We start from the raw sequence: 26,093 nt of genomic DNA on the forward strand, positions 1-26,093 counted from the left end.
CGTCGCTCGTCATGCCCGGGCCTGTCCCGGGCATCCACGTTCCCTGCGTCGCGGCCAAGGCATGGATGGCCGGGACACCCCCGGCCATGACGCAGCGGAAGCTTCAATGCCTCGGGCACTTGCCTCTGAGGGCGCACATCCGCCGTCAGCGGAATGACCCCGCCGCCTGCATCGACTGCGGCAGCACGTAGGGCATGCCGTCGTCGGCCCGGTGCACGACGGCGTCGATCTCGAAGATGTCGCGGATGATCTCGCGCGTGACGACAGCGGCGCGCGGACCGTCGGCGGCGAGCCGGCCGCCGTTCAGCACGACGAGCCGGTCGGCGAAGCGGATCGCCAGGTTGAGGTCGTGCAGGATCGCGATCACCGCGGTGCCGTTCGCGGCGCGGCGCCGGGCCGCTTCGACGAGGTCGATCTGGTGGCGCAGATCGAGGCTCGATGTCGGCTCGTCCAGCAGCAGCAGTCCCGGTCCCTGCGCAGCCTCGCCGCAGGCGAGCTGTACCAGCACGCGCGCGAAATGGGCGCGCTGCTGCTCGCCGCCGGACAGCGTCGGCAATTGCCGCGTGCGGAAATGCGTCAGGCCCACCTCGTCGAGGGCTGCATCCACGAGGCCGCCCGCCTCGCGCGGGCTGCGGTCGCCCGCGCCCATCAGGACGATCTCCTCGACGGTAAAGGGGAACGTGACGTTGATGTGCTGGGACAGCACGGCGCGGTGATTGGCGAGTTCGCGCGGCGTCAGGCTGCGGATGTCGCGCTGCTTCAACCGCACGTCGCCCTGGCTTGGACGAATGTCGCCGGACAGCAGCCGCAGGAGGGTCGACTTGCCGGCGCCGTTCGGACCGATGATGGCGACCATCTCGCCGCCCGTGACGCTCAGGTCGACGCCATCGAGCAGCGTCGCGCGGCCGGCGCGCTTGCCCAGGGCGCGTGCCTCGATCACGGCGTTCATAGCGAGGCGAGCCCGCGCTGCCGCAGCAGGATGGCCAGGAATACCGGTGCGCCGACCGCCGCGGTCAGGATGCCGATCGGCATCTCCGCCGGCGCCACGATGGTCCGCGCCAGCGAATCGGCGCCGACCATCAGGATCGCGCCGAGCAGCACCGAAGCCGGCAGCAGCAGCCGATGCGCCGGTCCGATCACGATGCGGAGCACATGCGGCACGACGATGCCGACGAATCCGATCACGCCGCTGATCGACACCGCGACGCCGGTCATGGCCGCGACCACGACGATCGAGATCCGCTTCAGCCGCTCGACGTCGAGCCCGCCGTGAAACGCGTCGGCTTCGCCCAGCACCAGCAGATCGAGGCCGCGTGCAATGAATGCGCAGGCCGCGAGCCCGACCACGAGGACCGGCGCCAGGATGGCGGCCTTGGTCCAGGTCGCGCCGCTCATGGAGCCGAGCAGCCAGAAGGCGATGTCGCGGAGCTGGCGGTCGTCGGCGACGAAGACGAGCAGGCCGATGCCGGCATTGGTGATGGCGGTGATGGCGACGCCCGCGAGCAGGAAGACCGCGATCGAGGTCCGCCCCGCGCGGCTGCTGATGCCGTAGAGGATGGCGGTCGTGAGCAGTGATCCCGCGAACGCGGCCAGCGGCAGCAGCTCGGTCTGGAACATGTGCAGGGCCTCGCCGAAGCGCGAGTCCGTGAAGACGATCGCGGTGGCCGCGGCGAACGCGCCGCCGCTGGAGACGCCGACCAGCGCGGGATCAGCCAGCGGATTGCGGAACAGTCCCTGCATGATCGCTCCGGCGGCGGCGAGCAGGCCGCCGACCATCGCGGTCGCGGCGATCCGGGGAATGCGGATCGACCACAGCACGAGCTGGTCGCGGGCGGTCATGGCATCGGCCGCACCGTCGCGGGCGAAGCCGAGCGCCGCCGGCAATCGCGCCAGGGGAATGCCGGCTGCGCCGACGGTGAGCGCGACGATCGCGGTGGCCGCGAGCACGACGAGCAGCAGGGGAATCGCATAGGGCGCCAGGCGTCGTCCCGCGCCTGCTTGCCGATGCGGGTGGCGCGTCCGTGTCTCGACCGCCACGCTCATTGGCGGCAGTTCGCCGCCGACAGCGCCGATGTGAACGTGGCACCCTGTTCGGCCAGAGCCGGGTAGAGCTTCACCGACAGATCACGTGCCGCTGCCGCCGTGCGCGGCCCGAAGCCGAGCAGATAGAGCCCGTCCATGGTGATGAAGCTCTTGTTGGCCGCGACGGGGGTCAAGGCGAAGCCGGGGTGGCTGTAGACCGCGTCGGCCTGCAGCGAATCCTTGCCGCGCTCGATCGAGAGCACGACGTCGGGCCTGGCCGCGACGATCGCCTCGTCGCCGATGGTCTTGTAGCCGTCGTAATCGTCGACGGCGTTGGTGGCGCCCGCGAGCTGGATGATCTCGTCGGCCGCGGTCTTGTGGCCGGCGACCATCGCCCGTCCGTTCTGGAGCGACATCACGAACATCACGCGGATCGGCTTCGTCACCTTGGCGCGCAGGGTGCGAAGCTGCTGAAGATCGGCGCCCACCGCGGCGCTGAGGCATTCGGCCCGGGCGTCCACGCCCATGGCATGGCCGACGAGACGGATCTTCTCGATCAGGCCTTCCTCGGAAAAGGTGTCCGGCACCAGCACCAGCGGCACCTTCGCCGTCTCCAGGAGGTCCATGGTTTCGCGTGGGCCGGATCCCTGGATCGCGAGGATCAGCGTCGGATTGAGCCCGAGGACGCCTTCGGCGGACAGCTGGCGCATGTAGCCGACATTCGGTTTGTCGTGCAGAGCCGCCTTCGGATAGAGGCTCGTCGCGTCGATGCCGACGAGGCGGTTCTCCAGCCCGAGCGCGTAGAGGATCTCGGTGATGGCGCCGCCGATCGCAACCGTGCGCGCATAGTCGCCCACGGCAACGTCGCGGTTGCGCGCATCATGCACGGTGATACCGGCGGCGTGCGCGGTCGAGGCAAGTGCGATCGTACCGGTGAGCAGGAGACGTGTGATGGTGCGACAAAATGTCATTGTAGGCTACTTCGTCAGGATCAGCTTGTTCTGCGAGGTCAGGCGCAGGCGGTAGGCCTCTTCGCCATGGGCGATGATCAGCTCGCGCTCGGTCGCGAAGAGCTCGCGGCTGTCGATCCTGCTGCCGCGCACGGTCACGGTTCTCGTTGCCGCAGAAGGGCTTCCTGCCGGCCCCGCCGCGCCGCCGATATTGTCTCCGGATGCTGCTGACATTGTTGAGGTGACGCGCCTTCGAGGTTGCGGATGCTGCCTGCTTGTATAGGCGGCGCGAGGCGCATTCCAACGGCGGCAATTTACAATCGATATAAACTGCAACCTGACGTCATTGACCGTCGGAACATTGGCACGTAACCAATCATGACGGCGGGGTAATATTTCCGCGACTAGAGAAAATCAGCCAGCCAGCCGTTCGCGTTGCGAACGCACGCCAGCCAACCAACGAAGTTAAGTGCAGGCTGGGGTGATATGGCTGACGGGGCTAGGTATTCGCGCGCCCTGATTTTGGGCGCGTCTGTGGTTTCCATCGCGGCAATGATGACGGACAGCGCCCTCGCGCAGACCGCCGAGCCGCAGTCCGAACGCGCATCGTCGGAACGTCCGAAGCAGACCAAGCGCAAGCAAGCCAAGCCGCAGGTGGCGCAGGCCACTCCCGACGTCATGAACGCCCGTGCGCAGGCCGGTGGCACTGCGCCCGTTCAGACGCTCGACACCATCACGGTCGCCGCGACCAAGACCGAGGAGCGCGCCATCGATGCGCTCGCGCCGGTCAGCACCGTGACGCTCGACAAGATCCAGGGACTTCAGCCGAACCGGTTGTCCGACGTCCTATACGGCGTTCCCGGCGTGTCGTTCCAGGAACGCGGCGACGATCCCGCGACCGTCATCAATGTCCGCGGTTTGCAGGACTTCGGCCGCGTCGCCGTGGTCGTCGATGGCGCGCGGCAGAATTATCAGCGCACCGGCCACAACGCCAACGGCTCCTTCTTCCTCGATCCTGAACTGATCGGCGGCGTCGATGTCGTGCGCGGCCCGACCGCCAACATCTATGGCTCCGGCGCGATCGGCGGCCTGGTCTCGTTCCGCACCAAGGACATCAACGACGTGTTGCGTCCCGGCGAGCGCTGGGGCGTCGACCTCAGCGGCTCCTACGGCTCCAACAACAACCGCGGTCTCGGCTCGGTGTTCGGCGGCGTGCGCGCCACGCCGGATGTCGATATCTTCGGCGGCGCGGTCTACCGCACGCAGGGCAATTACAAAGACGGCAACGGCACCGAGATCGGCAACACCGGCAATCAGGTCGAGGCTGGATTGCTGAAGCTCACGGTGCGGCCGGCCCTCGGTCACGAGGTCAAGTTCGGCGCCGTGTTCCAGGACTATCAGTACAGTATCGGTCAGATGAATCGCGGTCCGACGACGACCCCGGCGTTGATCGCGCTGAACCGCGGCTCGTCCGTCTACGCGTCCGATGCCAAAAACTACACGGGTATCGTCACCTGGAACTATTCGCTGCCGAGCGACAACCTGTTCGACTCGCACGTGTCGGTTTATGGCAACCGCACCCAGAACGACCAGACCAAGACCTACGATTACGGCTCTCCCACGACGTACTGCAATGGCGGTCTCGGAAACAACATTTCGGGCTGCGTCGGGACCGGTCGTGCTTACACGCTGGACACCTACGGCTTTGATGCCAACAACACCACGCGCTTCAACGTCGGCGACTGGCGCAATGCCGTCACCTATGGTGCCGATGCGTTCCAGGACGACGTGATCACGACCGACAGCCGCGGCAACTCCAACATCACGACGCCGAGCGGCATCCGCACTGTGTCGGGCGGCTTCATCCAGTTGAAGCAGAATTACAACACCTGGTTCGAGGCGGTGAGTGCGATCCGCTACGACCGCTACAACCTGCAGTCCGGCACCACCAATTCGAGCGGCGATCGCTTTTCGCCCAAGATCACCCTCGGCGTGACGCCGGTCCCGGGCTTCCAGCCTTATGTCAGCTACGCCGAAGGCTATCGTGCTCCGTCGATCACCGAGACGGTGATTTCGGGCGCGCATGCGACGGGTGGCGGACCGGCCCTGTTCACCTGTCCCAACGGCACCGCCGGCGTGTTCTGCTTCCTGCCCAATCCGAATCTTCGTCCCGAGGTCGGCAAAAACAAGGAAGTCGGCATCAACCTGAAATACGACAATATCTTCACCGCGTCCGACTCGTTCCGCGGCAAGATCAACCTGTTCCGCAACGACGTCAGCGATTACATCGACGCCGTCTCGTTCGGGTTCGTGACATTCCCGGGTTTCGGCTCGTACCCTCAATACTACCAGTACCAGAACATCGCCAATGCCCGCATCCAGGGCTTCGAGGCCGAGACGATGTACGATGCCGGCAGCTGGTTCGTCGGTGTCGCCGGTCACTACATCCAGGGCAAGAACACCGCGACCAATATCGGGCTTGCGACCATCACCCCGCGCAAGGTCGTCACGACCGGTGGTGTACGCCTGCTCGACCGTACCCTGATCCTGACGGCGCAGTGGGCCTCGTACGGTCCCAACAACGACGTGCCCGCGGGCTATCTGCCGTCGACCGGATACGAGCTGGTCAACCTCTACCTGACCTACAATGCGACCAAGGACATCGTGTTCTCGGCCTCGATCGACAATCTGCTGAATCAGTACTACCGGCCCTATGCCATTCCCGGCAGCTCAGCGGACGGCACGACGCAGAACGACGCGTTGTGGTCGAGCCCGGGCCCGGGCAGGGTCTACAAGGCCGGCCTCAAGATTCACTTCGGAGGAGCGTAAGCGCTACCGCTGAAAACCATCAACCTCTGCCGGGCCGCGTTGATGCTCCAACGCGGCTTCGGCGCGTTTGTCGTTTTGATGAGAAGGAGAGACTTGACATGTTCATCGCCATGAACCGTTTCCAGGTGAAGAAGGGCGCGGAGACCGCGTTCGAGACCGTTTGGGCCACGCGTGAATCCTATCTCGGCAGCATGCCGGGCTTCGTCGAGTTTCACCTCCTGAAGGGCCCCGAGGCCGAAGATCACACGCTCTATTCGTCGCACACCACCTGGGTCGACAAGGCGGCGTTCGAGGCCTGGACCCGTTCGGAGGAATTCCGCCGCGCCCATGCGCGCGCCGACAACAGGACCGGCGAGAGCCTCTATCTCGGCCATCCCAAGTTCGAAGGCTTCGAGGTAATCCAGAGCGAGCGCAAGGCCGCGGCCGCCTGAGGCGGCCTCGAACGAGAGGAGACTGACATGTTGAGCACGGATCTCGCCGATCTCAGGGCCCACATGGCCGACAATCCCGGCGCGGTGATCGAGGACGTGGCGCGCGAGCGCAAGGTCTCCCCGCGCGCCGTGATCGAGGCGCTGCCGTCGTCCATGGCGCGCATCGGTGGCGGCGAGCACTTTGCCGCCGCCATGCAGGACATCGCCGAATGGGGCGAGGTGACGCTGATCGTGCACACCGACGATGCGATCTTCGAATTCACCGGTCCGATTCCGGCAGGTGAGATCGGCCGCGGCTATTTCAACCTGATGCAGCCGAAGGGATTGCACGGCCATCTGCGCCACGAGCGCTGCGCGGCCGTCGCCTTCGTCGAGCGCCCCTTCATGGGCAAGACCTCGGCCTTCGTCGCCTTCGTCAATGCCGATGGCGGCATCATGTTCAAGGTGTTCGTCGGGCGCGACGAGACCCGGGCGCTGCGTGCGGACCAGCTTGCGCGGTTCCGGCAGCTTGCCGACCGGGTCGCGGCCCAGCCCGCCGCGTAACTTCTTTCTGCCTGTCGGGAGATCGGGATGCTCAGCAAGTCCAGGCTTCGGCACATGATCGGATACGTCGTCCTGACCGCATTGGCGCCGGTGCCCGCCTTTGCCGCGACCGACGAAGCGTTGCTGCCGCGCAATCTGTCGCCCTGGGGCATGTTCGTCAGCGCCGACATCGTGGTGAAGGCGGTGATGATCGGGCTCGCCTGCGCCTCGTTCGTGACGTGGACCGTGTGGCTGGCGAAGACCGTGGAGCTGCGCCGCAAGAGCTCGCTGGCCTTGCGGCGGACGCGCGAGCTCGAAGGCAACATCAAGCTGGCGGCGGCGGCGGAGCGGGCCGGTGAGGCCCGTGACGCGGTCGCGCAGCTCATCCAGTCCTGCGCCAAGGAGGCCGAGCTCTCCGGCGGCATTCTCGACGACGGCCTGCAGGAGCGGGTGGCGCTGCGGCTGGAGCGGGTCGAAGCGGCCATGTCGCGGCAGATCGCGCGCGGCACCGGCGTGCTCGCGACCATCGGTGCGACCGCGCCCTTCGTCGGCCTGTTCGGCACGGTCTGGGGCATCATGAATTCCTTCATCGGCATCTCGGAGAGCCACACCACCAGCCTCGCGGTGGTTGCCCCCGGCATCGCCGAGGCGCTGCTCGCGACCGCGCTCGGCCTCGTCGCCGCGATTCCCGCCGTCGTGATCTACAATCAGCTCGTGCGCAGCATCGCCAATTACCGCGCGCTGCTCGGCGATGCCTCGGCGCAACTGATGCTGCTGGTGAGCCGCCAGCGCGACAACAGGGACTTCCGCCTGGCGCGGGCGGCGGAGTAGGCCATGGCCGCGAAGCTCGGCGCAGGCTCTGCATTGCGGCGCGGGTCGCGCGGCGATCCCGGCGATCTCGATGTCACCCATGAGATCAACGTCACGCCGTTCATCGACGTGATGCTGGTGCTCCTGATCATCTTCATGGTGGCCGCGCCGCTCGCGACCGTCGACATCGGCGTCGAGCTGCCGGCGACCGCGGCCGAGCCGGCACCGCGTCCGGACAAGCCCGTCTTCGTGACGGTGAAGCCGGACCTGTCGATCGCCGTCGGCGAGGACGTGGTGGGCCGCGAGGCGCTCGGCACATCCCTCGATGGGATCACCAAGGGTCGCAAGGACGAGCGCATCTATCTGCGCGCCGACAAGGCGGTGAGCTACGGCGACCTGATGGAGGTGATGAACACCTTGCGCAATGCCGGCTATCTCAAGGTCGCGCTCGTCGGCCTCGACGGACGCAGCTGATGGCCGCCAACGCCTTTGCCCTGCACCAACCGCTCGGCGAACGCGAGACGACGCGCTGGAGCGTGTCGGCGGCGGTGATCGTGGCCTTGCATGTCGGCGCCGCGCTGCTCGCGATGGGCTGGCTGAAGCAGGTGCCGGACGAGGGCGTCAACATGCCCGCCATCCTCATCGACATGACCCCGGAGACATCGGCGCCGCAGGCGACTCCGCTCGACATCGCGCCGGGACCGGTCATGCAGCAGGCGGACGCCTCGCCGCCGGAACCGGTGCAGCAGCAGGTCGTCGAGGAGACGCTCCCGCCGACGCCGCCGCAGGAAAAGCCGGACGTGGTGGCGCCGCCGGAGCAGAAGCTCGAGCCAAGTCCTCCGAAGCCCGAGCCGGCGAAAATCGCCCCTGTCGAGAAGCCGGCTCCGGCGAAGCCGAAGGTGGTGCGCCCCGACGCGAGGAAGCCGTCGGACGCCATGCCGGCGCCGCGCACGAGCGCGCCGCCGCGTGCCGAGCGCGAAGCCCCGCTGGCCTCCGCCGTCAATGCCGGCACGGTGGCCTCGGCCATGGCGACCTACTACCAGCGCGTCCGCGCGCATCTCATGCGCTTCCACCAATATCCGTCGAGTGCCAATGGTCAGAAGGGCGTGGTCAAGCTGAGCTTCACGCTGGGGCGCGGCGGCCAGGTTCTGTCCAGCCGTCTCGGCGGCTCTTCGGGCGTCGCGGTTCTCGACGCTCAGGCCATGGCGATGTTGCGGCAGGCGCAGCCGTTCCCGCCGGTGCCATCCGAAATCACCTATGCCACGATCCCGATCAACGTCGGGGTACGGTTCGGGAATTAGAGAAGTCGCGAACTCCTCTCCCGCCGCGGGGCGGGAGAGGAGGGTGTTGCAGGTTACTTGGCCTTCGCAGGTTACTTGGCCTTCAGGAAGTCGGCGACTTCGAGCAGCATGAACTCGTCGTCGTCGGCCTTGTTCGGATCGCGGCTGGACGAGAACGGCAGGTTGTTGTCGTTGCCGACGATGATGTGGGTCTCGTCGACGCGATCGACGTTCTCGATGGTGAAGAACGGGAAGGTGTAGACGCCGTCATTGAGCGGCTTGCGCGCCTTCTTGTCGGGATCCTTGATCTTCATCAGGTCGATATAGCCGATCTTGCGGACGGGCTTGCCGACATTGGCGTCCGACATCTCGATCTTGTAGACGCGCTTGAACTTGGCGATGTCGGGGAAGCAGTTCTCGCCGCGCTGGCCTTGCGGGCAGGCCTTGTCGGACGTGCCTTCGCCGTTGTCGCGCTCGATGACGAGGCCGCTGGTCGGATCGATCATGTTGAAGTCGCCGATCGCATTGCCGTTCTGCTCGAACACGTATTGCCAGTAGCGGCCGGTGAACTTCTCCGCGGCGACGTCGAATTCGAGGATGCGGGAGGCTTCCTTGCCGTCGACCTTCTCCCAGTCCTTTTTGTCAGCGTCCCACAGCGGCCCTTCGAGCAGGCCGTACAGGAACTTGCCGTCCTTCGAGGACGCAAAGCCCTCGAAGCCCTTGGAGCGGCGGAGGTTGACGTTGGTGTAGGTCTGGCCCGGCGCGCCCGGTGTCGCGACCGCCCAGTGGTCGGGCGAACGCACCGGCTTGCCGTCGGCGATCGTCTCGAACACGCCGAGGATCTTGCCGGTCTTGTCGGCCTTCAGGACATAGGGGCCGAACTCGTCGCCGATCCAGAACGTATCGCCGACGATCTGGAAGCCTTCGGTGTCGAAGTCGGCGCCGGTGAGGTAGCGCTTCTGCGTGTCCTCGTGGACGATGCGGAACGGCACCTTCTTGTCGGGGTCGTGCAGGAAGACGGTTTCCTCGCGCTCGATCTTGCCGCTCGCCCAATCCATCTTGTAGCGGTTGAGGTACAGCATCGAATCCATCGAGTTGGCGCGCGCGCCCATGCCGTTGTCGGTGATCACCCAGAAGGTGCCGTCGGGCATGGTCTTGATGCCGGAATGGCCCTGCAGCGGCTGGCCCTTGAACGGCAGCGAGAGGCCGGTCGGGCGCTCGTAGGACTTGCCCATCACGGTGCCGAGCGCCTCGACGCGCTTGCCCGTGGTGTACTTGCCGGAAGTCTTGAGATCGGCCGGCGCATCGGCCGGTGCGTCGATGAAGGTGGCGGCCGGCATGACGACGTGGCCGGCGAGCTTGGCCGGGAATTCGCCTTCGCTCTGCGCGAGCGCGGGGCTCGCAATGAGAATGATCGTTGCGACGGTGCTGAGAAAAGTCGCGCGCATGTGCGTCTCCTGTTGGCGGACGCACGCCTTATGCGGATGGCATATTGCAGTATTGTGAAGCCGGGCCAAACGTCGCGGCGGCCGGTTACTCCTTGACCGCGCCGGTGAGCGAGGACACGTAATAGTCCACGAACAGTGAATAGAAGATCGCGACCGGAAGCGAACCGAGCAGCGAGCCCGCCATCAGCGCGCCCCATTGGTAGACGTCGCCGGTGACGAGCTCGGTCAGGATCGCGACCGGCACGGTCTTGTTGGCGCCGCTCTGGATGAAGGCGAGCGCATAGATGAATTCGTTCCAGGACAGCGTGAAGGAGAAGATGCCGGCCGAGATCAGGCCGGGCACGGCGAGCGGCAGCGTGATCCGCCGCAGGATCTGGAGCCGGGTCGCGCCGTCGACAAGTGCGCATTCCTCGAGCTCGTAGGGGATCGACTTGAAGTAGCCGATCAGCAGCCACGTGCAGAACGGCACCAGGAAGGTCGGATAGACCAGGATGAGCGCCAGCGGGCTGTCGAACAGGCCGAACTGCACCACTACGGTCGCGAGCGGAATGAACAGGATCGACGGCGGCACGAGATAGGCGAGGTAGATGCCGAGGCCCACATAGGGGCTGCCGCGGAAACGCAGGCGCTCGATCGCGTAGGCCGCAAGCGTGCTTGCGATCAGCGACAGCGTGGTCGAGCCGATCGCGACCCACATCGTGGTCCACAGCCAGCGCGGATAGGCGGTCTCGAACAGCAGGTGCTTGATGTGGGCGAGCGTCGGCGAGGTGATCCAGAACGGGTTGTGGTCCTTGTAGTTCATCAGTTCCGCGTTCGGCTTGAACGAGGTGATCGCCATCCAGTAGAACGGGAACAGAAGGATCAGCACGAAGCAGCCGAGCGGCAAATAGATCATCATCAGCCGCCGCAGCCCGGAATCCCAGGCCATGGTGTCCGGCGCCGCCTTTGCCGCGGTCGAGGGTTGCGCGACGGTGTCAGTCATTGCTCTCTCCCTGCTGCCATTTGCGGCGCGCGAGACCGAAATAGGAGAACAGCGTCGCGAACACGAGGAACGGAATCATCGACACGGCGATCGCCGCGCCTTCGCCAAGCTCGCCGCCGGCGATGCCGCGCTGGAAGGCGAGCGTCGCCAGCAGATGGGTCGAGTTGACCGGGCCGCCGCGGGTGATGGCGTAGACGAGCTGGAAGTCGGTGAAGGTGAAGATGATCGAGAAGGTCATGACGATGGCGAGGATCGGCATCATCATCGGGAAGGTGATGTAGCGGAAGCGCTGCCAGGCGCTGGCGCCGTCGAGCATCGCGGCCTCGTACAGCGAGGGCGAGATGGTCTGCAGTCCCGCCAGCAGCGAGATCGCGACGAAGGGAATGCCGCGCCAGATGTTGGCGGCGATCAGCGAGAAGCGCGCCGGCCAGGGCGAGCCCAGGAAGTCGATGTTGCTCGATCGCCAGTGCAGCACGTCCACCAGCAGATAGGAGATGATCGAGAACTGCGGATCGTAGATCCACCAGAATGCCAGCGCCGAGAGCACGGTCGGCACGATCCAGGGCAGCAGCACGATGGCGCGCAGCAGGCTCTTGAAGGGAAAATGGTTGTTGAGCAGCAGCGCGAGCCAGAACCCGAGCGCGAACTTCCCGAAGGTCGCGATGCCCGTATAGAACACGCTGTAGAACACCGCATTCCACCACAGGGGATCGGTGAGCAGATACTGGAAGTTCTCGATCCCGACGAAAACGCCCTTTCTGCCGATCGTGGTGTCGGTGAAGGCGAGCCAGATGCCCAGCCCCAGCGGATAGGTGAGGAAGACGGCCAGCAGGCCGATCGCGGGTGCGAGGCACATCACGATCAGGAACGGCTTGTAGTCGAACAGCCGCACCAGCCAGGACGGCTGCCGCGACGCCGAAGGAGCAGATGAAAGAGTGGTCACGGACATCGGGGTCGGCGTCCTGTCTGAAATGTCACCACACCGTCATTGCGAGCGAAGCGGCTGGTTCACCGAAGCCTTGAAGGCGGAGCCAATCCAGTCTGCTTCTGCGGTGGCAGTCTGGATTGCTTCGTCGCAAGTGCTCCTCGCAATGACGGTCGCTGTGCTTGCTACCTGCGGAAGTACCGCTTGGCGCGGCGTTCGGCTTCGGCGGCGGCCTGTTCGGGCGTCGAGGCGTCCGTTGCGACCGCGGCGCACATCTGCACCAGCACGTAGTCGGCGTTGACCGCGCCGGTCGCCGTGGAGATCGGCCCCTTGTAGCCGTTGAAATAGGGGCTCACCATCGTGTCCTTGAACAGCGCGACTTTCGGATCGCTCTGCCACACCGCGGAATCGGCGTAGGCCGCGAGCGGCTGTGCCCAGTATCCGCTGTTGGCGGTCAGCCAGGGATCGTACTGTTCCCGCTCCAGCATGAACATCAGGAAGGCCTTGGCGGCATTCGGATACTGGCTGTGCTTGAACACCATGGCGTTCATGGTCAGGCCCGCCATCGGCGAGGTTTTGGCGAGGCCCTTCGGCAGCAATTGATGTTCGGTGTCGTCGGCGATCGCCTTGGTCGCGGGGTCGTTCTTCAGCGAGAAGTAGAGCGAGACGCCGTTCGCCGTCAGCGAGATTTCCTGCGAGGAATAGGCGCGGTTGTTGCTGACGTCGTTCCAGGACGGGGTGCCCGGGATGAAGGTCGGATAGAGATCCTTCAGATATTTCAGCGCCGCGATCGTCTCCTTGCTGTTGATGCAGATATTGCCTTCGTCATCGAGCAGGGAGGCGTTGTGCGACCACAGCAGCCAGTTGGCGAAGCCGTTGCCGTCGCCGACCGCGTTGCCGAGCGCGAAGCCGGCCGGCTTGCCGGCCGCCTTCAGCTTGCGGCAAAGGTCGAGATAGCCGGCATGGTCTTCCGGCACCTTGTCGAAGCCGGCCGCCTGGATGATCGATTTGCGATACACCAGCGGGCCGCCGGTGGCGCCGAAGGGCAGTCCGACCCAGCTGTTGGTCTTGGCGCGCTTGCCGTAGTTCTCCGCCAGCGGCAGCCAGCCGCCGTAACGCTTGCCGAGATAATCGGCGACGTCGGTCAGTTCGATCAGCTTGTCGAGATAGATATGCGGTGCGTCACCGAAACCGATGATGAGGTCCGGGCCGGCCCCGGAGTTCGCAGTCACCGCGGTCTGCTGGTTGATGTCTTCCCAGCCGACGAAATCGACCTTCACCTCGACGCCGGTCTTGTCGGTGAAGCGTTTCGCGTTGGCGCGGAATACGTCTTCGTCGGGCTGGACGAAGCGGACGGGCCGCAGCATGCGCAGGCTCGCGCCCTTCTCGATCGGCAGGTTGGGCGCCGCAACGTCGGCGGCCTTGATCTGCGATCCCGGTGTTTGCGCTGCAGCACCGGTGGTGGCGAGCGCTGCGGCAGACAGGCCCAGCGCCAAGGCATCACGACGTGTGATGTCGTTCCTCATCAGTTCCTCCCTTGATATGTCTCCCCTCCCGGCGTTGTTCGCCGGTGAAGGGCCGTTCCGGTCTCGGACGCCTTTGCGCGCCGTCCGCCTAGCTGTTCGGTCCGCGATCCATGCTGACGGGCTGCCAGCGGCGGAGCGCGGTGTCCTGCAGCACCGACGGATTGACACAGCTTACCGGCCACATGCCCTGAAGCACCAGTGACAATTCGTAGCCCACCCGGCGCTTGCGTGCCTCGTCGAACCGTGCCGAGGCCGAGGCGACATGGGCGGTCAGGGTCACGTTCTCCATGCTGAGGATGGGATTGTTGTGCGAGGGCGGTTCCGTCTCCAGCACGTCGAGGGCGGCATGCGCGATCCAGCCCTCCTGCAACGCCTTGATCAGGCTTTCCTCGTCCACCGTGGCGCCGCGTCCGGTGTTGATGAAGATCGATCCCTTCTTCATCTGCCGGAAGTGCTTCTCGGTCAGCATGTGATGCACCTCGGGGCGGGCGGGCGCGTGCATCGAGACGAAGTCGGATTGCGACAGCACCTCGTTCAGAGTCGCCGGCATCACGCCGTGGTCGTACATCAGCGTTTCCTGGATGAAGGGGTCGTAGGCCATCATGCGCAGACCGAAGGGTGCGGCACGCTTCGCAACCGCACGCGCCACGCGGCCGAACGAGATGAAGCCGAGCGTCTGGCCCATCAGGCGGGGAATCTTCAAAAGCGCCGGTCGGCCCTCGGCCCAGTGGCCGGTGCGCACCATCCGGTCCTGCTCGACCAGGCGGCGGAAGCCGGCCAGCAACAGGGTCATGGCGTGGTCCGCGACCTCCTCGATGAAGGTGTCGGGAATGTTGGTGACGGGGATGCCGCGCGCGGTCGCGGCCTTCACGTCGACGCTGTCGACGCCGACCGATCCGAGCGTGATGGCCTTGCAGTTCTGCAGGCTGTCGATGATGGCCTTGGTGATCGGAATACCCTTGGCATAGATGGCGTCGGCGGTCCTGGCGGCGGCGATGAATTCGGCCTCGTTGGCCGGCGCCTCGATGATCTCGGCGTCGATCGGATCGAGTGCCTCACGCTCAAAGGAGTAGTCGCTGCCCGCGACCGTGAAGCTCGCGCCCTTCGGCGTCACCACCCTGTATTTCGGCATTTCCTGCTCCCGATTTGGTTTGTCGGTTCTTGTTGCGACCCGGCCTTCTTGGGCGGGCCTTTGCCTCTTTTACGCGAAATCGAGGTAAGTGCGTACAATTCCCGGTTGCCGGTGAGACGGTTTGTCCGCAAGTTTTCGCGCGTCTCTCCGGGCTTCTACGGGGGCCTTCGTAACAGGTTGCTAATGGGTCACCCACTAAAGGTTGAATCAAATCTTATCGTTTCACCCGTGTGTTCGTTATCCCCCATTTCCGGAGCCACCTCGTGAAGTTGAGCAACCTGAAGATCGCCCCCAAGCTTGGCATCCTCGTCGGCGTCACCCTGTTCGGCCTGTGCGTCGCCGGATTCCTCGCCGGCTACCTGATGAAGCGCGAAATGGTGAATGCGCGCATCGATCAGGCCAAGGCGATCGTGGAAATGGGCCGCAACTATGCCCTCGCGCTGAAGAAGCGCGTCGATGCCGGCGAGATCACCAAGGACGCCGCGATGGCGGATCTTCGCCGCTACGGCAATTCGATGACGTATGACAACGGCTCGGGCTACCTGTTCGGCACGTCCTATGACGGCATCACCCAGCTCGCGCCCGATCCGAAGCAGATCGGCACCAACCGGATGGACGTCCTGACCAACGGCCGCAAGCTGTCCTGGGAGCTCATGGACGGCGCCAAGACCAAAGGCTCGATCCTGCTGACCTACGAGTACGCGAAGCCGGGCGTGGACGGCCTGATCCGCAAGATCGGCTATGCCGTGTCCGTCCCCGGCCTCGACATGTATCTCGGCACCGGTGCATATCTCGACGACATCGACGCCAAGATGGCGCCGGTGTTCTGGTCGCTCGGCCTCGCCATGCTCGCCATCGTCATCGTGGCCGGCGGCGTCGCCTGGCTGCTCGGCCGCAGCATCAGCGGTCCGCTGGCGCAGCTCGGCAACCGCATGAAGGAGCTCGCCGACGGCAAGCTGGAGGGCGAAATCCCCGGCGTCGGTCGCGGCGACGAGGTCGGTGCGATGGCTTCGACCGTCCAGATCTTCAAGGACAATGCAGTCCGTATCCGCGATCTCGAGAAGACCGACGCTGCGGCGAAGGAACGCGCCGCCGCGGACCGTCGTACCGCGATGGAGGATATCGCCAACGACTTCGAACGCAGCGTCAACGGCATCGTCCGCTCGGTCTCCTCGGCCGCTGCCGGCATGCAGTCGACGGCGCAGTCGATGACCGCGACGGCGAGCGACGCGTCGTCGCGCGCTGCGACCGTCGGTGCGGCCTCGCAGAAGGCCTCCGGCAATGTCGGCACGGTCGCCGCCGCTGCCGAGGAGCTGTCGAGCTCGGTCACTGAAATCTCCCGCCAGGTGACGCGCTCGACCGAAGTGGCGAGCAGGGCCGTCAACGATGCCGAGCGGACCAACGCCACGGTGCAGGAGCTCTCCAGCGGCGCCGAGAAGATCGGCGAGGTCGTCAAGCTCATTCATTCCATCGCGGCGCAAACCAACCTGCTCGCGCTCAACGCCACTATCGAGGCGGCGCGCGCCGGCGAATCCGGTCGCGGCTTCGCCGTGGTCGCGTCGGAGGTCAAGGCGCTCGCGAACCAGACCGCGAAGGCCACCGAGGAGATCTCGGCCCAGGTCGTGGCGATGCAGACCTCGACCAGCGACGCGGTGGCGGCCATCGCCGGCATCACCCAGACCATCGCCGAGATGAGCGAGATCACGGCCGGCATCTCCGCGTCGATCGAGCAGCAGGGTGAGGCCACCCGCGAGATCGCCCGCAACATCCAGTCGGTCGCGGCGGGATCGAGCGAGATCAACGCCCATATCGGCAGCGTCACCTCGGCCGCGGAAGCCACGGGAACCGCGGCCACGGACGTCCTGACCAATGCCCGCGAGCTCGACAACCAGTCCGGCGCGCTGCGCAGCGCGGTCGACGGCTTCCTCGCCAAGGTTCGCGCGGCCTAGACATCCGCTTGAATGCATCAGGTGGGCAGGGCGCGCGAGCGCCGTGCCCACCTTTCTCTTTTGTTCGCGATGTCTGTTCTTCGCGAGAGTTGATGGCGGGCGCGCGCGGCCTTGCCCCCATGGCTCGTGCCCCGAGCGCAGCACGCAAGTGATGCGTTGCAGAACCGGAGCCTGCGGCAGCCGATCCCGGCTCTGCGACGACCTGCTTGTGCGCTGAACCGTGCGAGAGCTCCTCGGTCCGCTCCGCGAATCTACTTGACCGCTGACCCCTGCCGCGAGGCGATCACGACGCCGGCGAGCACCAGCGCATAGCCGACGAGGTGAAACGGCTGCAGCTTCTCGCCGAGCAGCACGATCGCCATCGCCGAGCCGAACACCGGCACCAGATGGAAGAACGGCGCGGCGCGGTTCGGGCCGATCAGCGCGACGCCGCGGTTGAAGAAGAGATAGGCGAGCGTGGACGGGAAGATCAGGATGTAGCTCAGCGTCGCCAGCGTCAACGTGTCGAACTGCAGGACGCGGCCGCTCCATCCCTCCCAGATCGCCGTCGGCACCAGCATCATTGCGCCGCAGCAGGTGGTGAAGGAGAGGAACGAGAGCTGATGAACCTTGGGCCGGCGCGGAATGAAGGCCGAATAGATCCCGAATGCGACCAGAGAGGAGGCGAACATGATGTCGCCCCTGTTGAAGCTGATGCTCGCCAGCGCGGCGAAATCGCCGTGCAGGATGATGATCATCACGCCCGCGAGCGAGATCGCGATGCCGGCAAGCTGCGCACCGGTCAGCCGCACGCCGAACAGGATCAGCGACCACAACGCCACGAACAGCGGACCGGCCGACTGGATCAGCAGCGCGTTCAGCGCCTCCGTGTATTGCAGGGCCCAGTAGGAGATCGCGTTGTTGAAGGCAAAGCCGACCAGCGACAGGAACAGCATCAGCGGCAGGCTCTCGCGCAGGGCGGGCCAGTCGCGCTTCAGATGCGGCCAGGAAAACGGCAGCAGGATCAGGAACACGCCGAACCAGCGGATCGTCGTCAAGGTCAACGGCGGCACATGCGCGCCGACATGGCGCGCGAGCACGATGTTGCCGGCCCAGAACAGCGAGCTCAGGCTCAAGAGCAGATAGGGCTGGTTGTTGAGCCAACTGGCCGGATTCGAGGCTGGTGGCGCGGGCGATGCAATCGTCATTGGCGTCACATAGGACCTTGCGCCGGATTGCCGTCGTGACACAAGTCACGCTGCCGCAATGCTACAATGCAGGCATCAACCGAGGAGGCGCCGTTGGCGGTCAATATGTTGAACATCAAGGGCCTCGAGCAGCTCGATCCGAAGGCGCCGGTGGTGATGCTGAATCTGATGCGTTTCCACGCGCAGTCGCGCGACGGCGACGGATCCGGCTGGGATGCCTATCTGCGTTACAGCGCGATCACCGTGCCGATGATCAAGGCGCGCGGCGGCACGCTGCTCTGGACCGGCGAAGCCAAGGCGATCGCGCTCGGTCCGCACGACGGCAACGACTGGGACTTCGTCGCGCTGGTCTACTACCCCTCGGTCGCGGCCTTCCTCGACATGATGACGTCGGAGGCCTACGAAACGGCGGCCGACACCCATCGTCGCAACGGCTGTGCCGAGCACGTGATCATCGCCACCAGCGAGGCGTACAGCAAGTTCAGGACGGGATAGCGCGCGGCGCACATCGCAGCGCGTGCCTTACGGCATCTTGAAGGTCCGCCGGGCAAAGACCAGCGCAACCAGGCTGATCAGCGCCGAGAGCATCAGGTAGTAAGCCGGCGCGAGCACGCTGCCGCTGGTCCAGATCAGCCATGCGACGAAGACCGGCGTGAGCCCGCCGAAGACCGGAACGGACAGGCTGTAGGCGATCGAGATGCCGGAGCTGCGGATGCGGGTCGGGAACAGATCGGCCATGAATCCGGGCAGCGGCCCGGCGTAGAAGGCCTTGACGAGGTTGAGCCAGACGACGATCAGCATCATCGAGCCGAACGACGGCATCGCGGTGACGAAGCTGAAGCAGGCGATGGCGGTGAGCGCAAACAGCGCCGCCGTGATCGTCATCAGGTGGACGCGTCCCGCACGATCCGAGAGCCAGCCCGCAACAGGGGCTCCGAACGCGACCACCAGGCCGCCGGCGAGCGTCGCGGCAAATCCGATCGACTGCGGCAGGTGCAGTTCCTTGACCGCGAAAGTCGGCATGTAGAGCAGGATGTAGTTCGCGTTGGTGTTGACGATCACCGCGGCGAAGGCGACCAGCAGCCGGCCGAAATGGTTGGTGACGGCCTCGCGCGCGGGAGATTCCGATTTCGGTGTCCGCACGAATTCCGCGGGCTCGACCAGGCGCGAACGGATGTACCAGCCGACCGGTGCGAGGATCAGCCCGAACGCGAAGGCGGCGCGCCAGCCCCACTCCGCCAGTTGCGCGGGATCGAGCAATGTCGACAGGGCGAGCCCGCAGGTGGAGGCCATCGCGCCGGCAAGCCCCTGTCCGGACGTCACCCAGCTGGCGTAATAGCCGCGCCGTCGCGGGCTCTGCTCGGCGAGCAACGCCGTCGCGCTTCCGAATTCGCCGCCGACCGCGAAACCCTGGACCAGCCGCGCCAGCGTGACGATGATCGGGGCTGCTACTCCGATCGTCGCGTAGGCGGGCACGAGCACGAGCGCGAGCGCGCTGGCGCACATCAGCAGCACTGAGATCGTCAGCGCGGCCTTGCGGCCGTGACGGTCGGCGTAGTTGCCGAGAATGACCGCTCCGAACGGCCGCACCAGATAGCCGGCGCCGAACGAGCCGAGCGCCAGAAGCAGCGATATCGTCTCATTGTCCGCCGGAAAGAACACGCCAGCCAATGTCACGGCCAGGAAGCCGTAGATCAGGATGTCGAACCATTCGATCGCGTTGCCGATGGCGATGGCCGCGATCGCGCGCCGCGACGGTCGGGGCTCGATCGCGGGTGCGGGCTCGGTCTTCGGTTTCGGTGGAACGATCGGCTTGGGCGTGACGCCCGCCTGGGCAAGCAGTTCGCCGAGCGTCTTTTCGGGCGACGAGGCGATCGCCCGCAAAAGGGCGATGTAGCGGTCGACGAAATCCCGGACCTTGTCTGGATCGTGGAGCTTGGCGTCGAAGACGGCTTCCATCCTGTGCTGCTGCACGCTCTCGTCGCAATAGAGCGTAAAGCCCCACTGCGCCTTTTCGCGCAGCTTCTCGATGTGCTTCATCGTGATCCCGCCGAAGCTCTGGGTTTCCCACGGCGTGGTCACGGACAGGATCATGCGGATGTCGGGAAGTTCGACGCCGCGCTGGCGCAGCATGTCGTGCAGCATCTCGTGCGGAAGCCAGCAATTCGCCAAAGTATCGGCGGTGCGGTCGCGCACGGTTTCGAGCCAGGCCGGAAAGGTCTCGGACAGGTCGGGGCAGGACAGGCGAAGGATCGTGATGTCGGCGAAGAAGCCGAAGATGCGCTGGCGCGACAGCGTGTTCCGGTGCGAGAAATAGGCGCCGACGATCTGATCCGTCGCGCCGGTTTCGGCCGTCAGGAGCAGAGCGAGCGCGGACAGGCGCAAGGTGAAGAATGTCGCCTGGCTGCCATGTGCGATGCGGCTCAGTTGCTCGCTGCAATCGGCGTCGAGCGTATAGGCCTGCACGCCGTCGATATGGCGTGTGTCCGTCGCCGCCGTCTCGCGCGAGAACGGCAGTGCCACGCTGTGGCTGCCCTCGAGTCTCAGGCGCCAAGCCTGGAGCAGGTCCTCGAACGCATCGCTGCGGCTTTCGACTTCCTTGCGCTGCCAGACCGCGAAATCGCTGTATTGCAGCTCCGCCCTGGCGGGAAGCGGGAAGGCTTCGCCCTTGATGCCGGCGGTATAGAGCATCGCGAGTTCGTTGACGAACAGCTTCCACGACCAGCCGTCGGAGAGGATATGGTGGCTGACGCAGAGAAGCTGATGTTCCTCCTCGCCGGTCCGCACCAGCGAAAAGTGAATCAGCGGCGATTCCAGGTCGAAGATGCGCGTGGCTTCGCGCTGGTAGGCGCGCTCGGCGTGTTCCGTCGGGGCGCTCGCGTGCCTGAGGTCGAAGACGGGAAGATCGAAGCGGGTCAGCGGCGCGATGCGCTGGCGCGGCTGGCCGTTGCTTTCGACGAAGGTCGCCCGCAGGATCTCATGACGGCCGCTGATATAGGTCAGGCATTCTTCCAGCACGCGGACATCGAGCGGGCCGGCCAGCTCATAGCGCTTGCCGATCGTGTAGCCCGCCGCGTTCGCCAGGTTTTGCGAGTATTTCCAGATCCGCTCCTGGAAGAAGGAGAGCGGAGAATCGCCGCCGGGCGCAACGGGGCGAATGTCCAGATCGAGAGCCGGCGGCAGCGTCAGCAGATTGTCGATCGCTCCGGCCAGGTCCCGCACGGTGGGGTGCGCGATGAAGCTTCGCAGGTTGAGCTCGACCTTCAGCACGGCGTGAATCCTGGCGGCGATGATCGCCGCGGTCAGGGAATCGCCGCCGAGGTCGAAGAAGTCGTCGCCGGCGCCGATCGCATCGATCGCGAAGGTCTCGCGGAAGATGTCGCAGAGCAGCCGCTCGGTCGCGGACTGCGGTGCTTCCGGTACGCCCGTGCCGCGATTGTCTTCCGCCATGCCGCGCAGCGTTGCGTAGTCGATCTTGCCGTGCGGCGTCAGCGGAAGGCTCGGCAGGAAGACGAAGCGGGACGGCACCATGTATTCGGGCAGCGAGGTGCGGAGCGCGGTTCGCAATTCGCTGCTGGACGGCGCGTTGCCCTCGCTCGGCACCACGAAGGCCAGCAATTGCCTGGGGTGATCGGTGCGGTCGGTGCACACGGTGGCAAGCGCGACGCCCGCGACATCGCGCAGCGTGTCGATGACTTCGGTGATCTCGATCCGGTTGCCGCGGATCTTCACGCGGTTGTCGGCGCGGCCGATGATCTCGAGGACACCCGCGCCGTTCATCCGTCCGAGGTCGCCCGAGAAGAAACTCCGGGTTTCGCCGTCGCCTGGCTCCGTGCCGAAGCGTTCGGCGGTCAGTTGCGGGTCGCGCCAATATCCGCTGGCGATATAGCGTCCGCTCACGATGATCTCGCCGGCCTCGTTCACGCCGGCCGGCTGGCCCTGCTCGTCGAGCAGCCGCACCGCGATGCCGCGCAGGACCTGTCCGACGGCCAGATGTCCGGGCGGCACCGGAGCGTCGAGCCGGAAGCTGTTGAGGGCGATGACGCCCGATTCGGATGATGCCAGCGAGTGCAGGAACTGGCAGTCGGGGCGGAAATGCTGCCGGCAGGATTCGACGTCGCGGTCGGTGATCCCCTCCGATGCGAGCCGGATCGCGCGAACTCCGTCGAACCGGGTGGCCGGCGAGATCGATCGCAGCAGGTCGCGGCAGACCGATGCCGACGAGATGAAGACGGTGATCCCGCGCTCGTCGATCCAGGCGGGCAGATGCGCGAGGCCCTTTTCGATGATGGGGTAAGGGCAGAGCGCGGCGCCGTGCGACAGCGCGCACCAGATCGTGTAGACGCCCTGCGCGCCGCTCGGCGATCCCAGCAGGGTGATCCTGTCGGACGGCGCGAACTTCATCACGTCGGAATACGCGATCGCGCAGCGGCGGATCATCCGATGTGACAGCATTACGCCTTTCGGCCGTCCCGTCGTTCCCGACGTGTAGGCGAGAAAGGCGATGTCCCCGGGATCGCGCGCCATGCTGACGGGGTCTGCGGGGCCGACCAGGAAGTGATCCTCGCAGAGGCTGACCCTGCAACCCGGCGGCGCGATCTCGTGGGCGAGCGCCGCATTGTGCCGGTCGGTCAGCAGGATCGACGCATCGGCGTCGTCGAGGGTGAGCCGCAGACGTTCTGGCGGAAAGCTGTTGTTGAGGACCGTTGCAATCTTGCGGGCTTTGATGATGGCCAGCGTCGACGCGACCATCGGCGTGTCGTGCCGCATCAGAACGGCGACCCGGCTGTGCTCGGTGGCGTCGATCGCCAGCAGCGCGTTGGCAAGCCGGTTCGATACGACGTCGAGCTCGCCGTAAGTCAGGTTGAAGCCCTCGGAGATCAGCGCCGGACGTTCGGAGAAGGCTGCAACGGTTTGCTCGAAACACTCGACCAGGTTTCGTTCGGCCTGGTGGTGAATGTCACTGAAGAAATTCACAATATTCCACGTTCAAAATAATGCCGCCGGAAGCGGAGGCGAAAGTCGCGAGCAATCTGGTTTACGCAAGCACCGCAGATATGGGCGGATGCGTCAAGGCGGGAGGGGGACGAGCGCGCGCGGCTTGTGGTCGCGCGCGAGTTCCCCGAGTGGTCAGGCCGCCGCCTGCTTCCGCGAGGCGACGAACACGCCGGATAGCACGAGCGCGAAGCCGATCAAATGGAACGCTTGCGGATGTTCGCCGAGGAACGCCATCGCCATGATCGAGCCGAACACCGGCACGACATGGAAGAACGGCGCGGCGCGGTTGGCCCCGATCAGCCGCACGCCGCGATTGAAGCAGAGATAGGCGAGGGCCGAGGGGAATACCGACACGTAGAACAGCGTGAGCAGATTCGTTCGGTCGAGCTTCATCACGGGACGCGCGAACAGTTCCCAGATCTCGAGCGGGATGAGGCAGGCGGCGCCGGCGCCGAAGGTGAAGGCGAGGAACGACAGGCCGTGCATCGGCGGGCGCTTCAAGGTCAGCACGGAATACAGCGCGAAGATGATCAGCGCGACGAGGAAGATCAGGTCGCCCTTGTTGAACTCGATGTTCGACAGCGTGGTGAAGTCGCCGTGCAGCAGGATCGTCAGCACGCCGCACATCGACAGCATAACGCCGAAGGCCTGCGCCGCGGTGAGGCGGACGCCGAGAATGGCGAGCGACCACAGCGCCACCACGAGGGGCGCGGCCGACTGCAGCAGCAGCGTGTTGAGCGCCTGCGTGTGCTCCAGTGCCCAATATTGCAGCGTGTTGAAGGCGCCGATGCCGGTGATCGAGAGCAGGGTCATGAGGCCGAGCCTGCTGCGGATCGCGCCCCAGTCCTGGACCAGGTGTTTCCAGGCGAACGGCAGCACCAGCAGGAAGGCGAAGGTCCAGCGCAGGAAGGAGAGCGTGACGGGCGGGATATGGCCGGCGGCGAGCCGTCCAACGATGGCGTTGCCGGCCCAGCACAGCGCGGTGATGCCGAGCAGCAGATAGGGCTGGTTGGCGATCCAGTTGTGGCCGGGCGATTCGGCGCCTGTGGTCTGGCCGGTGGCGGACATTGTGATCGTGGTGGCCCCGCATGGAGTACGCCAAAGGCCCCGGCCCGGCGACGTCCGGGCCGGCTCAGAGCCCGGCCCCGCTCAAAGACACGGAAAACGCGGCTGCATCAACGGGGTGGCGATGCATCGGCACCATGCAACAGCGGATGTGGCAGCCCATGTCGTGCCCGAGGCGGCCGCGATGGCCTGGAAGCTTTCTGGATTTTCAGGGGATATCAAAGGCTTGGATACCGTTTCAGGCCGTCAAAAAGCCCCGTTCTTGCTTGCCTAGAGAGGCCGCTTCCTTTATCCGGTTGGCTGCCTCGCGTGCGAGCGGCCCCGGCCGCGGATTGGGCTGGGCGCAGGCATGATCCCGGAAGAGTCGGCACCGGTTTTCCGCGAGGATCATGCCTCTTAGAGACAGTTTGCATAGGGATTACCCGCGAATGGCCAATGTTGTCGTCGTCGGCGCCCAGTGGGGCGACGAGGGAAAGGGCAAGATCGTCGATTGGTTGTCGGAGCAGGCCGACATCGTCGCGCGTTTCCAGGGCGGCCATAATGCGGGCCATACGCTGGTCATCAACGGCGCGACCTACAAGCTCGCGCTGCTCCCGTCCGGCGTGCTGCGCCAGTCCAAACTGTCGGTGATCGGCAATGGCGTCGTGTTCGATCCGCAGGCCTTCCTCGACGAGGTGACCAAGCTGCGCGGCCAGGGCGTGGCGGTCGGTCCGGAGAATCTGCGCGTTGCTGAGAACGTCACCCTGATCCTTCCGTTGCACCGCGAGCTCGATGCGCTTCGCGAATCGTCCAACGCCGCGACCGCGATCGGCACCACGCGCCGCGGCATCGGGCCTGCCTATGAGGACAAGGTCGGCCGCCGCGCGATCCGGCTGATGGACCTGGCCGATCTCGATACGCTCCCGCACAAGATCGATCGCCTGCTGGCCCATCACAACGCGCTCCGCCGCGGCCTCAACCTTCCCGAATTCGACGGCAAGGAGATCCTGAAGGAGCTGAGCGCGCTGGCGCCCCAACTGCTGCCCTACGCGGAGACCGTGTGGCGCCTGCTCGACATCGAGCGGCGCGCGGGCAAGCGCATCCTGTTCGAAGGCGCGCAGGGCGCGCTGCTCGACGTCGACCACGGCACCTATCCCTACGTCACCTCGTCCAACACGGTGGCGGCGCAGGCCGCGACCGGAACGGGCCTCGGCCCGAACGGGGTCGGCTACGTGCTCGGCATCTGCAAGGCCTACACGACCCGGGTCGGCCAGGGGCCGTTCCCGACCGAGCTGCTGAACGAGATCGGCGAGGAGATCGGCCGCCGCGGCCGCGAGTTCGGCGTCAATACCGGACGCAAGCGCCGCTGCGGCTGGTTCGACGCCGTCCTGGTCCGCCAGACCGTCCGCACCTGCGGCATCAACGGCCTGGCGCTGACCAAGCTCGACATTCTCGACGGCTTCGATTCGATCGAGGTCTGCATCGGCTACAGGCTGGACGGCAAGGAGATCGACCATCTGCCGGCCGGCGAGGGGGCCCAGGCCCGGGTCGAGCCGATCTGGGAGACCATCGAAGGCTGGAAGGAGCCGACTGCCAATGCGCGGTCCTGGGCCGACCTGCCGGCCCAGGCGATCAAATATGTTCGTCGGATCGAGGAATTGGTGGGCTGCCCCGTCGCGCTGCTTTCCACCAGCCCCGAACGCGAGGATACTATCCTGGTGCAAAATCCGTTTGAGGCTTAACGATCTCTTACCGGGACGCGCGTATAGTTGAGTTGAAATGGCCGATTACTATCCGCTGATCGCCCGCGCTATTGCCGCCCTGGACCCCAACGCTCCCGGCGAAAGCCGTCGCGCGCTCTATGAGCGCGCGCGCACCGCGCTGATCGCGCAGCTGCGCAGCGTGCAGCCCCCGCTGTCCGAATCCGAGATCACCCGCGAGCGGTTGTCGCTGGAAGAGGCCGTCCGCAAGGTCGAGTCGGAAGCTGCCCAGCGCGCCCGCGAGGCCTCCCGCTCGGGCGGCCCGCGCCCCAGCGGCAGCGGCGATGCGTTCCGCCGG

At 65.7% G+C, this 26,093-nt stretch carries 21 protein-coding genes and 1 pseudogene; 10 read left to right on the plus strand and 12 right to left on the minus strand.

The genetic code is table 11. The features are described from left to right. Nucleotides 1-145: 145 nt before the first annotated feature. The 4 genes from QM712_RS22535 to hemP are packed head-to-tail and all read right to left on the minus strand — an operon-like array spanning nt 146 to nt 3,206. Complete coding sequence (locus QM712_RS22535; protein WP_415025343.1) at nt 146-949, minus strand: heme ABC transporter ATP-binding protein; 804 nt, start codon at nt 947-949, stop codon at nt 146-148. Continuing rightward, entirely contained in the window at nt 946-2,043 is a 1,098-nt protein-coding gene (locus tag QM712_RS22540; protein ID WP_415025344.1) for a FecCD family ABC transporter permease, read from the minus strand. The genes QM712_RS22535 and QM712_RS22540 overlap by 4 nt, the downstream gene beginning before the upstream one ends. After that, complete coding sequence (locus QM712_RS22545) at nt 2,040-2,993, minus strand: heme/hemin ABC transporter substrate-binding protein (protein ID WP_415025345.1); 954 nt, start codon at nt 2,991-2,993, stop codon at nt 2,040-2,042. Before QM712_RS22545 ends, QM712_RS22540 begins: the two co-directional genes overlap by 4 nt. Nucleotides 2,994-2,999: 6 nt before the next feature. Then, nucleotides 3,000-3,206 (minus strand): hemin uptake protein HemP, encoded by a 207-nt coding sequence (hemP, locus tag QM712_RS22550; RefSeq protein ID WP_415025346.1) that lies wholly within the window; start codon nt 3,204-3,206, stop codon nt 3,000-3,002. Nucleotides 3,207-3,458: 252 nt separating this feature from the next. Here hemP and QM712_RS22555 point away from each other — a divergent pair, with 252 nt between their 5' ends. The 6 genes from QM712_RS22555 to QM712_RS22580 all read left to right on the plus strand — a co-directional run bounded on the left by QM712_RS22555 (nt 3,459) and on the right by QM712_RS22580 (nt 8,865). Next, nucleotides 3,459-5,801, plus strand: a complete 2,343-nt coding sequence (locus QM712_RS22555) for a TonB-dependent hemoglobin/transferrin/lactoferrin family receptor (RefSeq protein WP_415025347.1) — start codon at nt 3,459-3,461, stop codon at nt 5,799-5,801. Between the two features lie 98 nt (nt 5,802-5,899). After that, entirely contained in the window at nt 5,900-6,232 is a 333-nt protein-coding gene (locus QM712_RS22560) for an antibiotic biosynthesis monooxygenase family protein (RefSeq protein ID WP_271574811.1), read from the plus strand. 27 nt (nt 6,233-6,259) lie between these two features. Next, on the plus strand, nt 6,260-6,775 hold the full coding sequence (gene hutX / locus QM712_RS22565) for a heme utilization cystosolic carrier protein HutX (protein WP_415025348.1): 516 nt from the start codon (nt 6,260-6,262) through the stop codon (nt 6,773-6,775). Nucleotides 6,776-6,802: 27 nt separating this feature from the next. Next, entirely contained in the window at nt 6,803-7,585 is a 783-nt protein-coding gene (gene exbB, locus QM712_RS22570; protein WP_415025349.1) for a tonB-system energizer ExbB, read from the plus strand. Between the two features lie 3 nt (nt 7,586-7,588). Beyond that, complete coding sequence (gene exbD / locus QM712_RS22575; protein ID WP_415025350.1) at nt 7,589-8,038, plus strand: TonB system transport protein ExbD; 450 nt, start codon at nt 7,589-7,591, stop codon at nt 8,036-8,038. Next, on the plus strand, nt 8,038-8,865 hold the full coding sequence (locus QM712_RS22580) for a TonB family protein (RefSeq protein WP_415025351.1): 828 nt from the start codon (nt 8,038-8,040) through the stop codon (nt 8,863-8,865). Before exbD ends, QM712_RS22580 begins: the two co-directional genes overlap by 1 nt. A 71-nt stretch (nt 8,866-8,936) precedes the next feature. Here the strand turns inward: QM712_RS22580 and QM712_RS22585 are convergent, their stop codons facing one another. The 5 genes from QM712_RS22585 to QM712_RS22605 all read right to left on the minus strand — a co-directional run bounded on the left by QM712_RS22585 (nt 8,937) and on the right by QM712_RS22605 (nt 14,857). Continuing rightward, entirely contained in the window at nt 8,937-10,292 is a 1,356-nt protein-coding gene (locus tag QM712_RS22585; RefSeq protein WP_415025352.1) for an esterase-like activity of phytase family protein, read from the minus strand. An 85-nt stretch (nt 10,293-10,377) separates the two neighbouring features. Further along, nucleotides 10,378-11,274 carry a carbohydrate ABC transporter permease gene (locus tag QM712_RS22590; protein WP_415025353.1) on the minus strand — a complete coding sequence of 299 codons (897 nt, stop codon included), beginning with the start codon at nt 11,272-11,274 and terminating at the stop codon, nt 10,378-10,380. Continuing rightward, nucleotides 11,267-12,223: a carbohydrate ABC transporter permease gene (locus QM712_RS22595; RefSeq protein ID WP_415025354.1), complete on the minus strand. Its 957-nt coding sequence runs from the start codon at nt 12,221-12,223 to the stop codon at nt 11,267-11,269. Before QM712_RS22595 ends, QM712_RS22590 begins: the two co-directional genes overlap by 8 nt. A 161-nt stretch (nt 12,224-12,384) precedes the next feature. After that, nucleotides 12,385-13,725: an ABC transporter substrate-binding protein gene (locus QM712_RS22600; RefSeq protein ID WP_415025355.1), complete on the minus strand. Its 1,341-nt coding sequence runs from the start codon at nt 13,723-13,725 to the stop codon at nt 12,385-12,387. An 88-nt stretch (nt 13,726-13,813) separates the two neighbouring features. After that, nucleotides 13,814-14,857, minus strand: coding sequence for a C-terminal binding protein (locus tag QM712_RS22605; protein WP_415025356.1), 1,044 nt, complete (start codon nt 14,855-14,857; stop codon nt 13,814-13,816). 263 nt (nt 14,858-15,120) lie between these two features. Here QM712_RS22605 and QM712_RS22610 point away from each other — a divergent pair, with 263 nt between their 5' ends. After that, nucleotides 15,121-16,806 (plus strand): methyl-accepting chemotaxis protein, encoded by a 1,686-nt coding sequence (locus tag QM712_RS22610; RefSeq protein WP_415025357.1) that lies wholly within the window; start codon nt 15,121-15,123, stop codon nt 16,804-16,806. 251 nt (nt 16,807-17,057) lie between these two features. Here QM712_RS22610 and QM712_RS22615 read toward each other — a convergent pair whose 3' ends face one another. Next, nucleotides 17,058-17,993, minus strand: coding sequence for a DMT family transporter (locus QM712_RS22615; protein WP_415025358.1), 936 nt, complete (start codon nt 17,991-17,993; stop codon nt 17,058-17,060). Between the two features lie 105 nt (nt 17,994-18,098). Between QM712_RS22615 and QM712_RS22620 the strand changes: the two genes are divergently transcribed. Then, nucleotides 18,099-18,488, plus strand: coding sequence for a DUF1330 domain-containing protein (locus QM712_RS22620; protein WP_415025362.1), 390 nt, complete (start codon nt 18,099-18,101; stop codon nt 18,486-18,488). Nucleotides 18,489-18,515: 27 nt separating this feature from the next. Here the strand turns inward: QM712_RS22620 and QM712_RS22625 are convergent, their stop codons facing one another. After that, complete coding sequence (locus QM712_RS22625; protein WP_415025359.1) at nt 18,516-22,970, minus strand: MFS transporter; 4,455 nt, start codon at nt 22,968-22,970, stop codon at nt 18,516-18,518. 153 nt (nt 22,971-23,123) lie between these two features. Continuing rightward, nucleotides 23,124-24,059 (minus strand): DMT family transporter, encoded by a 936-nt coding sequence (locus QM712_RS22630; protein WP_415025360.1) that lies wholly within the window; start codon nt 24,057-24,059, stop codon nt 23,124-23,126. Between the two features lie 425 nt (nt 24,060-24,484). Between QM712_RS22630 and QM712_RS22635 the strand changes: the two genes are divergently transcribed. Together QM712_RS22635 and QM712_RS22640 are read left to right on the plus strand one after the other, a co-directional pair. After that, a complete protein-coding gene (locus QM712_RS22635; protein ID WP_415025361.1) occupies nt 24,485-25,777 on the plus strand; it encodes an adenylosuccinate synthase in 1,293 nt (430 codons plus the stop codon). A 37-nt stretch (nt 25,778-25,814) separates the two neighbouring features. Next, nucleotides 25,815-26,093, plus strand: a pseudogene (locus QM712_RS22640) (hypothetical protein); the annotation flags it as partial.

The organism is Bradyrhizobium sp., assembly GCF_047605465.1.
GTDB lineage: Bacteria > Pseudomonadota > Alphaproteobacteria > Rhizobiales > Xanthobacteraceae > Bradyrhizobium.

What these genes read in the sequence shown, in the direction of transcription:
- QM712_RS22555 (WP_415025347.1), top strand. Translation starts at nt 3,459, where the DNA reads ATGGCTGACGGGGCTAGGTATTCGCGCGCCCTGATTTTGGGCGCGTCT.
- QM712_RS22580 (WP_415025351.1), top strand. Translation starts at nt 8,038, where the DNA reads ATGGCCGCCAACGCCTTTGCCCTGCACCAACCGCTCGGCGAACGCGAG.
- QM712_RS22560 (WP_271574811.1), top strand. Translation starts at nt 5,900, where the DNA reads ATGTTCATCGCCATGAACCGTTTCCAGGTGAAGAAGGGCGCGGAGACC.
- hutX (WP_415025348.1), top strand. Translation starts at nt 6,260, where the DNA reads ATGTTGAGCACGGATCTCGCCGATCTCAGGGCCCACATGGCCGACAAT.
- QM712_RS22545 (WP_415025345.1), bottom strand. Translation starts at nt 2,993, where the DNA reads ATGACATTTTGTCGCACCATCACACGTCTCCTGCTCACCGGTACGATC.
- QM712_RS22595 (WP_415025354.1), bottom strand. Translation starts at nt 12,223, where the DNA reads ATGTCCGTGACCACTCTTTCATCTGCTCCTTCGGCGTCGCGGCAGCCG.
- QM712_RS22635 (WP_415025361.1), top strand. Translation starts at nt 24,485, where the DNA reads ATGGCCAATGTTGTCGTCGTCGGCGCCCAGTGGGGCGACGAGGGAAAG.
- hemP (WP_415025346.1), bottom strand. Translation starts at nt 3,206, where the DNA reads ATGTCAGCAGCATCCGGAGACAATATCGGCGGCGCGGCGGGGCCGGCA.
- QM712_RS22540 (WP_415025344.1), bottom strand. Translation starts at nt 2,043, where the DNA reads ATGAGCGTGGCGGTCGAGACACGGACGCGCCACCCGCATCGGCAAGCA.
- exbB (WP_415025349.1), top strand. Translation starts at nt 6,803, where the DNA reads ATGCTCAGCAAGTCCAGGCTTCGGCACATGATCGGATACGTCGTCCTG.
- QM712_RS22590 (WP_415025353.1), bottom strand. Translation starts at nt 11,274, where the DNA reads ATGACTGACACCGTCGCGCAACCCTCGACCGCGGCAAAGGCGGCGCCG.
- exbD (WP_415025350.1), top strand. Translation starts at nt 7,589, where the DNA reads ATGGCCGCGAAGCTCGGCGCAGGCTCTGCATTGCGGCGCGGGTCGCGC.
- QM712_RS22600 (WP_415025355.1), bottom strand. Translation starts at nt 13,725, where the DNA reads ATGAGGAACGACATCACACGTCGTGATGCCTTGGCGCTGGGCCTGTCT.
- QM712_RS22605 (WP_415025356.1), bottom strand. Translation starts at nt 14,857, where the DNA reads ATGCCGAAATACAGGGTGGTGACGCCGAAGGGCGCGAGCTTCACGGTC.
- QM712_RS22615 (WP_415025358.1), bottom strand. Translation starts at nt 17,993, where the DNA reads ATGACGATTGCATCGCCCGCGCCACCAGCCTCGAATCCGGCCAGTTGG.
- QM712_RS22620 (WP_415025362.1), top strand. Translation starts at nt 18,099, where the DNA reads ATGTTGAACATCAAGGGCCTCGAGCAGCTCGATCCGAAGGCGCCGGTG.
- QM712_RS22535 (WP_415025343.1), bottom strand. Translation starts at nt 949, where the DNA reads ATGAACGCCGTGATCGAGGCACGCGCCCTGGGCAAGCGCGCCGGCCGC.
- QM712_RS22585 (WP_415025352.1), bottom strand. Translation starts at nt 10,292, where the DNA reads ATGCGCGCGACTTTTCTCAGCACCGTCGCAACGATCATTCTCATTGCG.
- QM712_RS22630 (WP_415025360.1), bottom strand. Translation starts at nt 24,059, where the DNA reads ATGTCCGCCACCGGCCAGACCACAGGCGCCGAATCGCCCGGCCACAAC.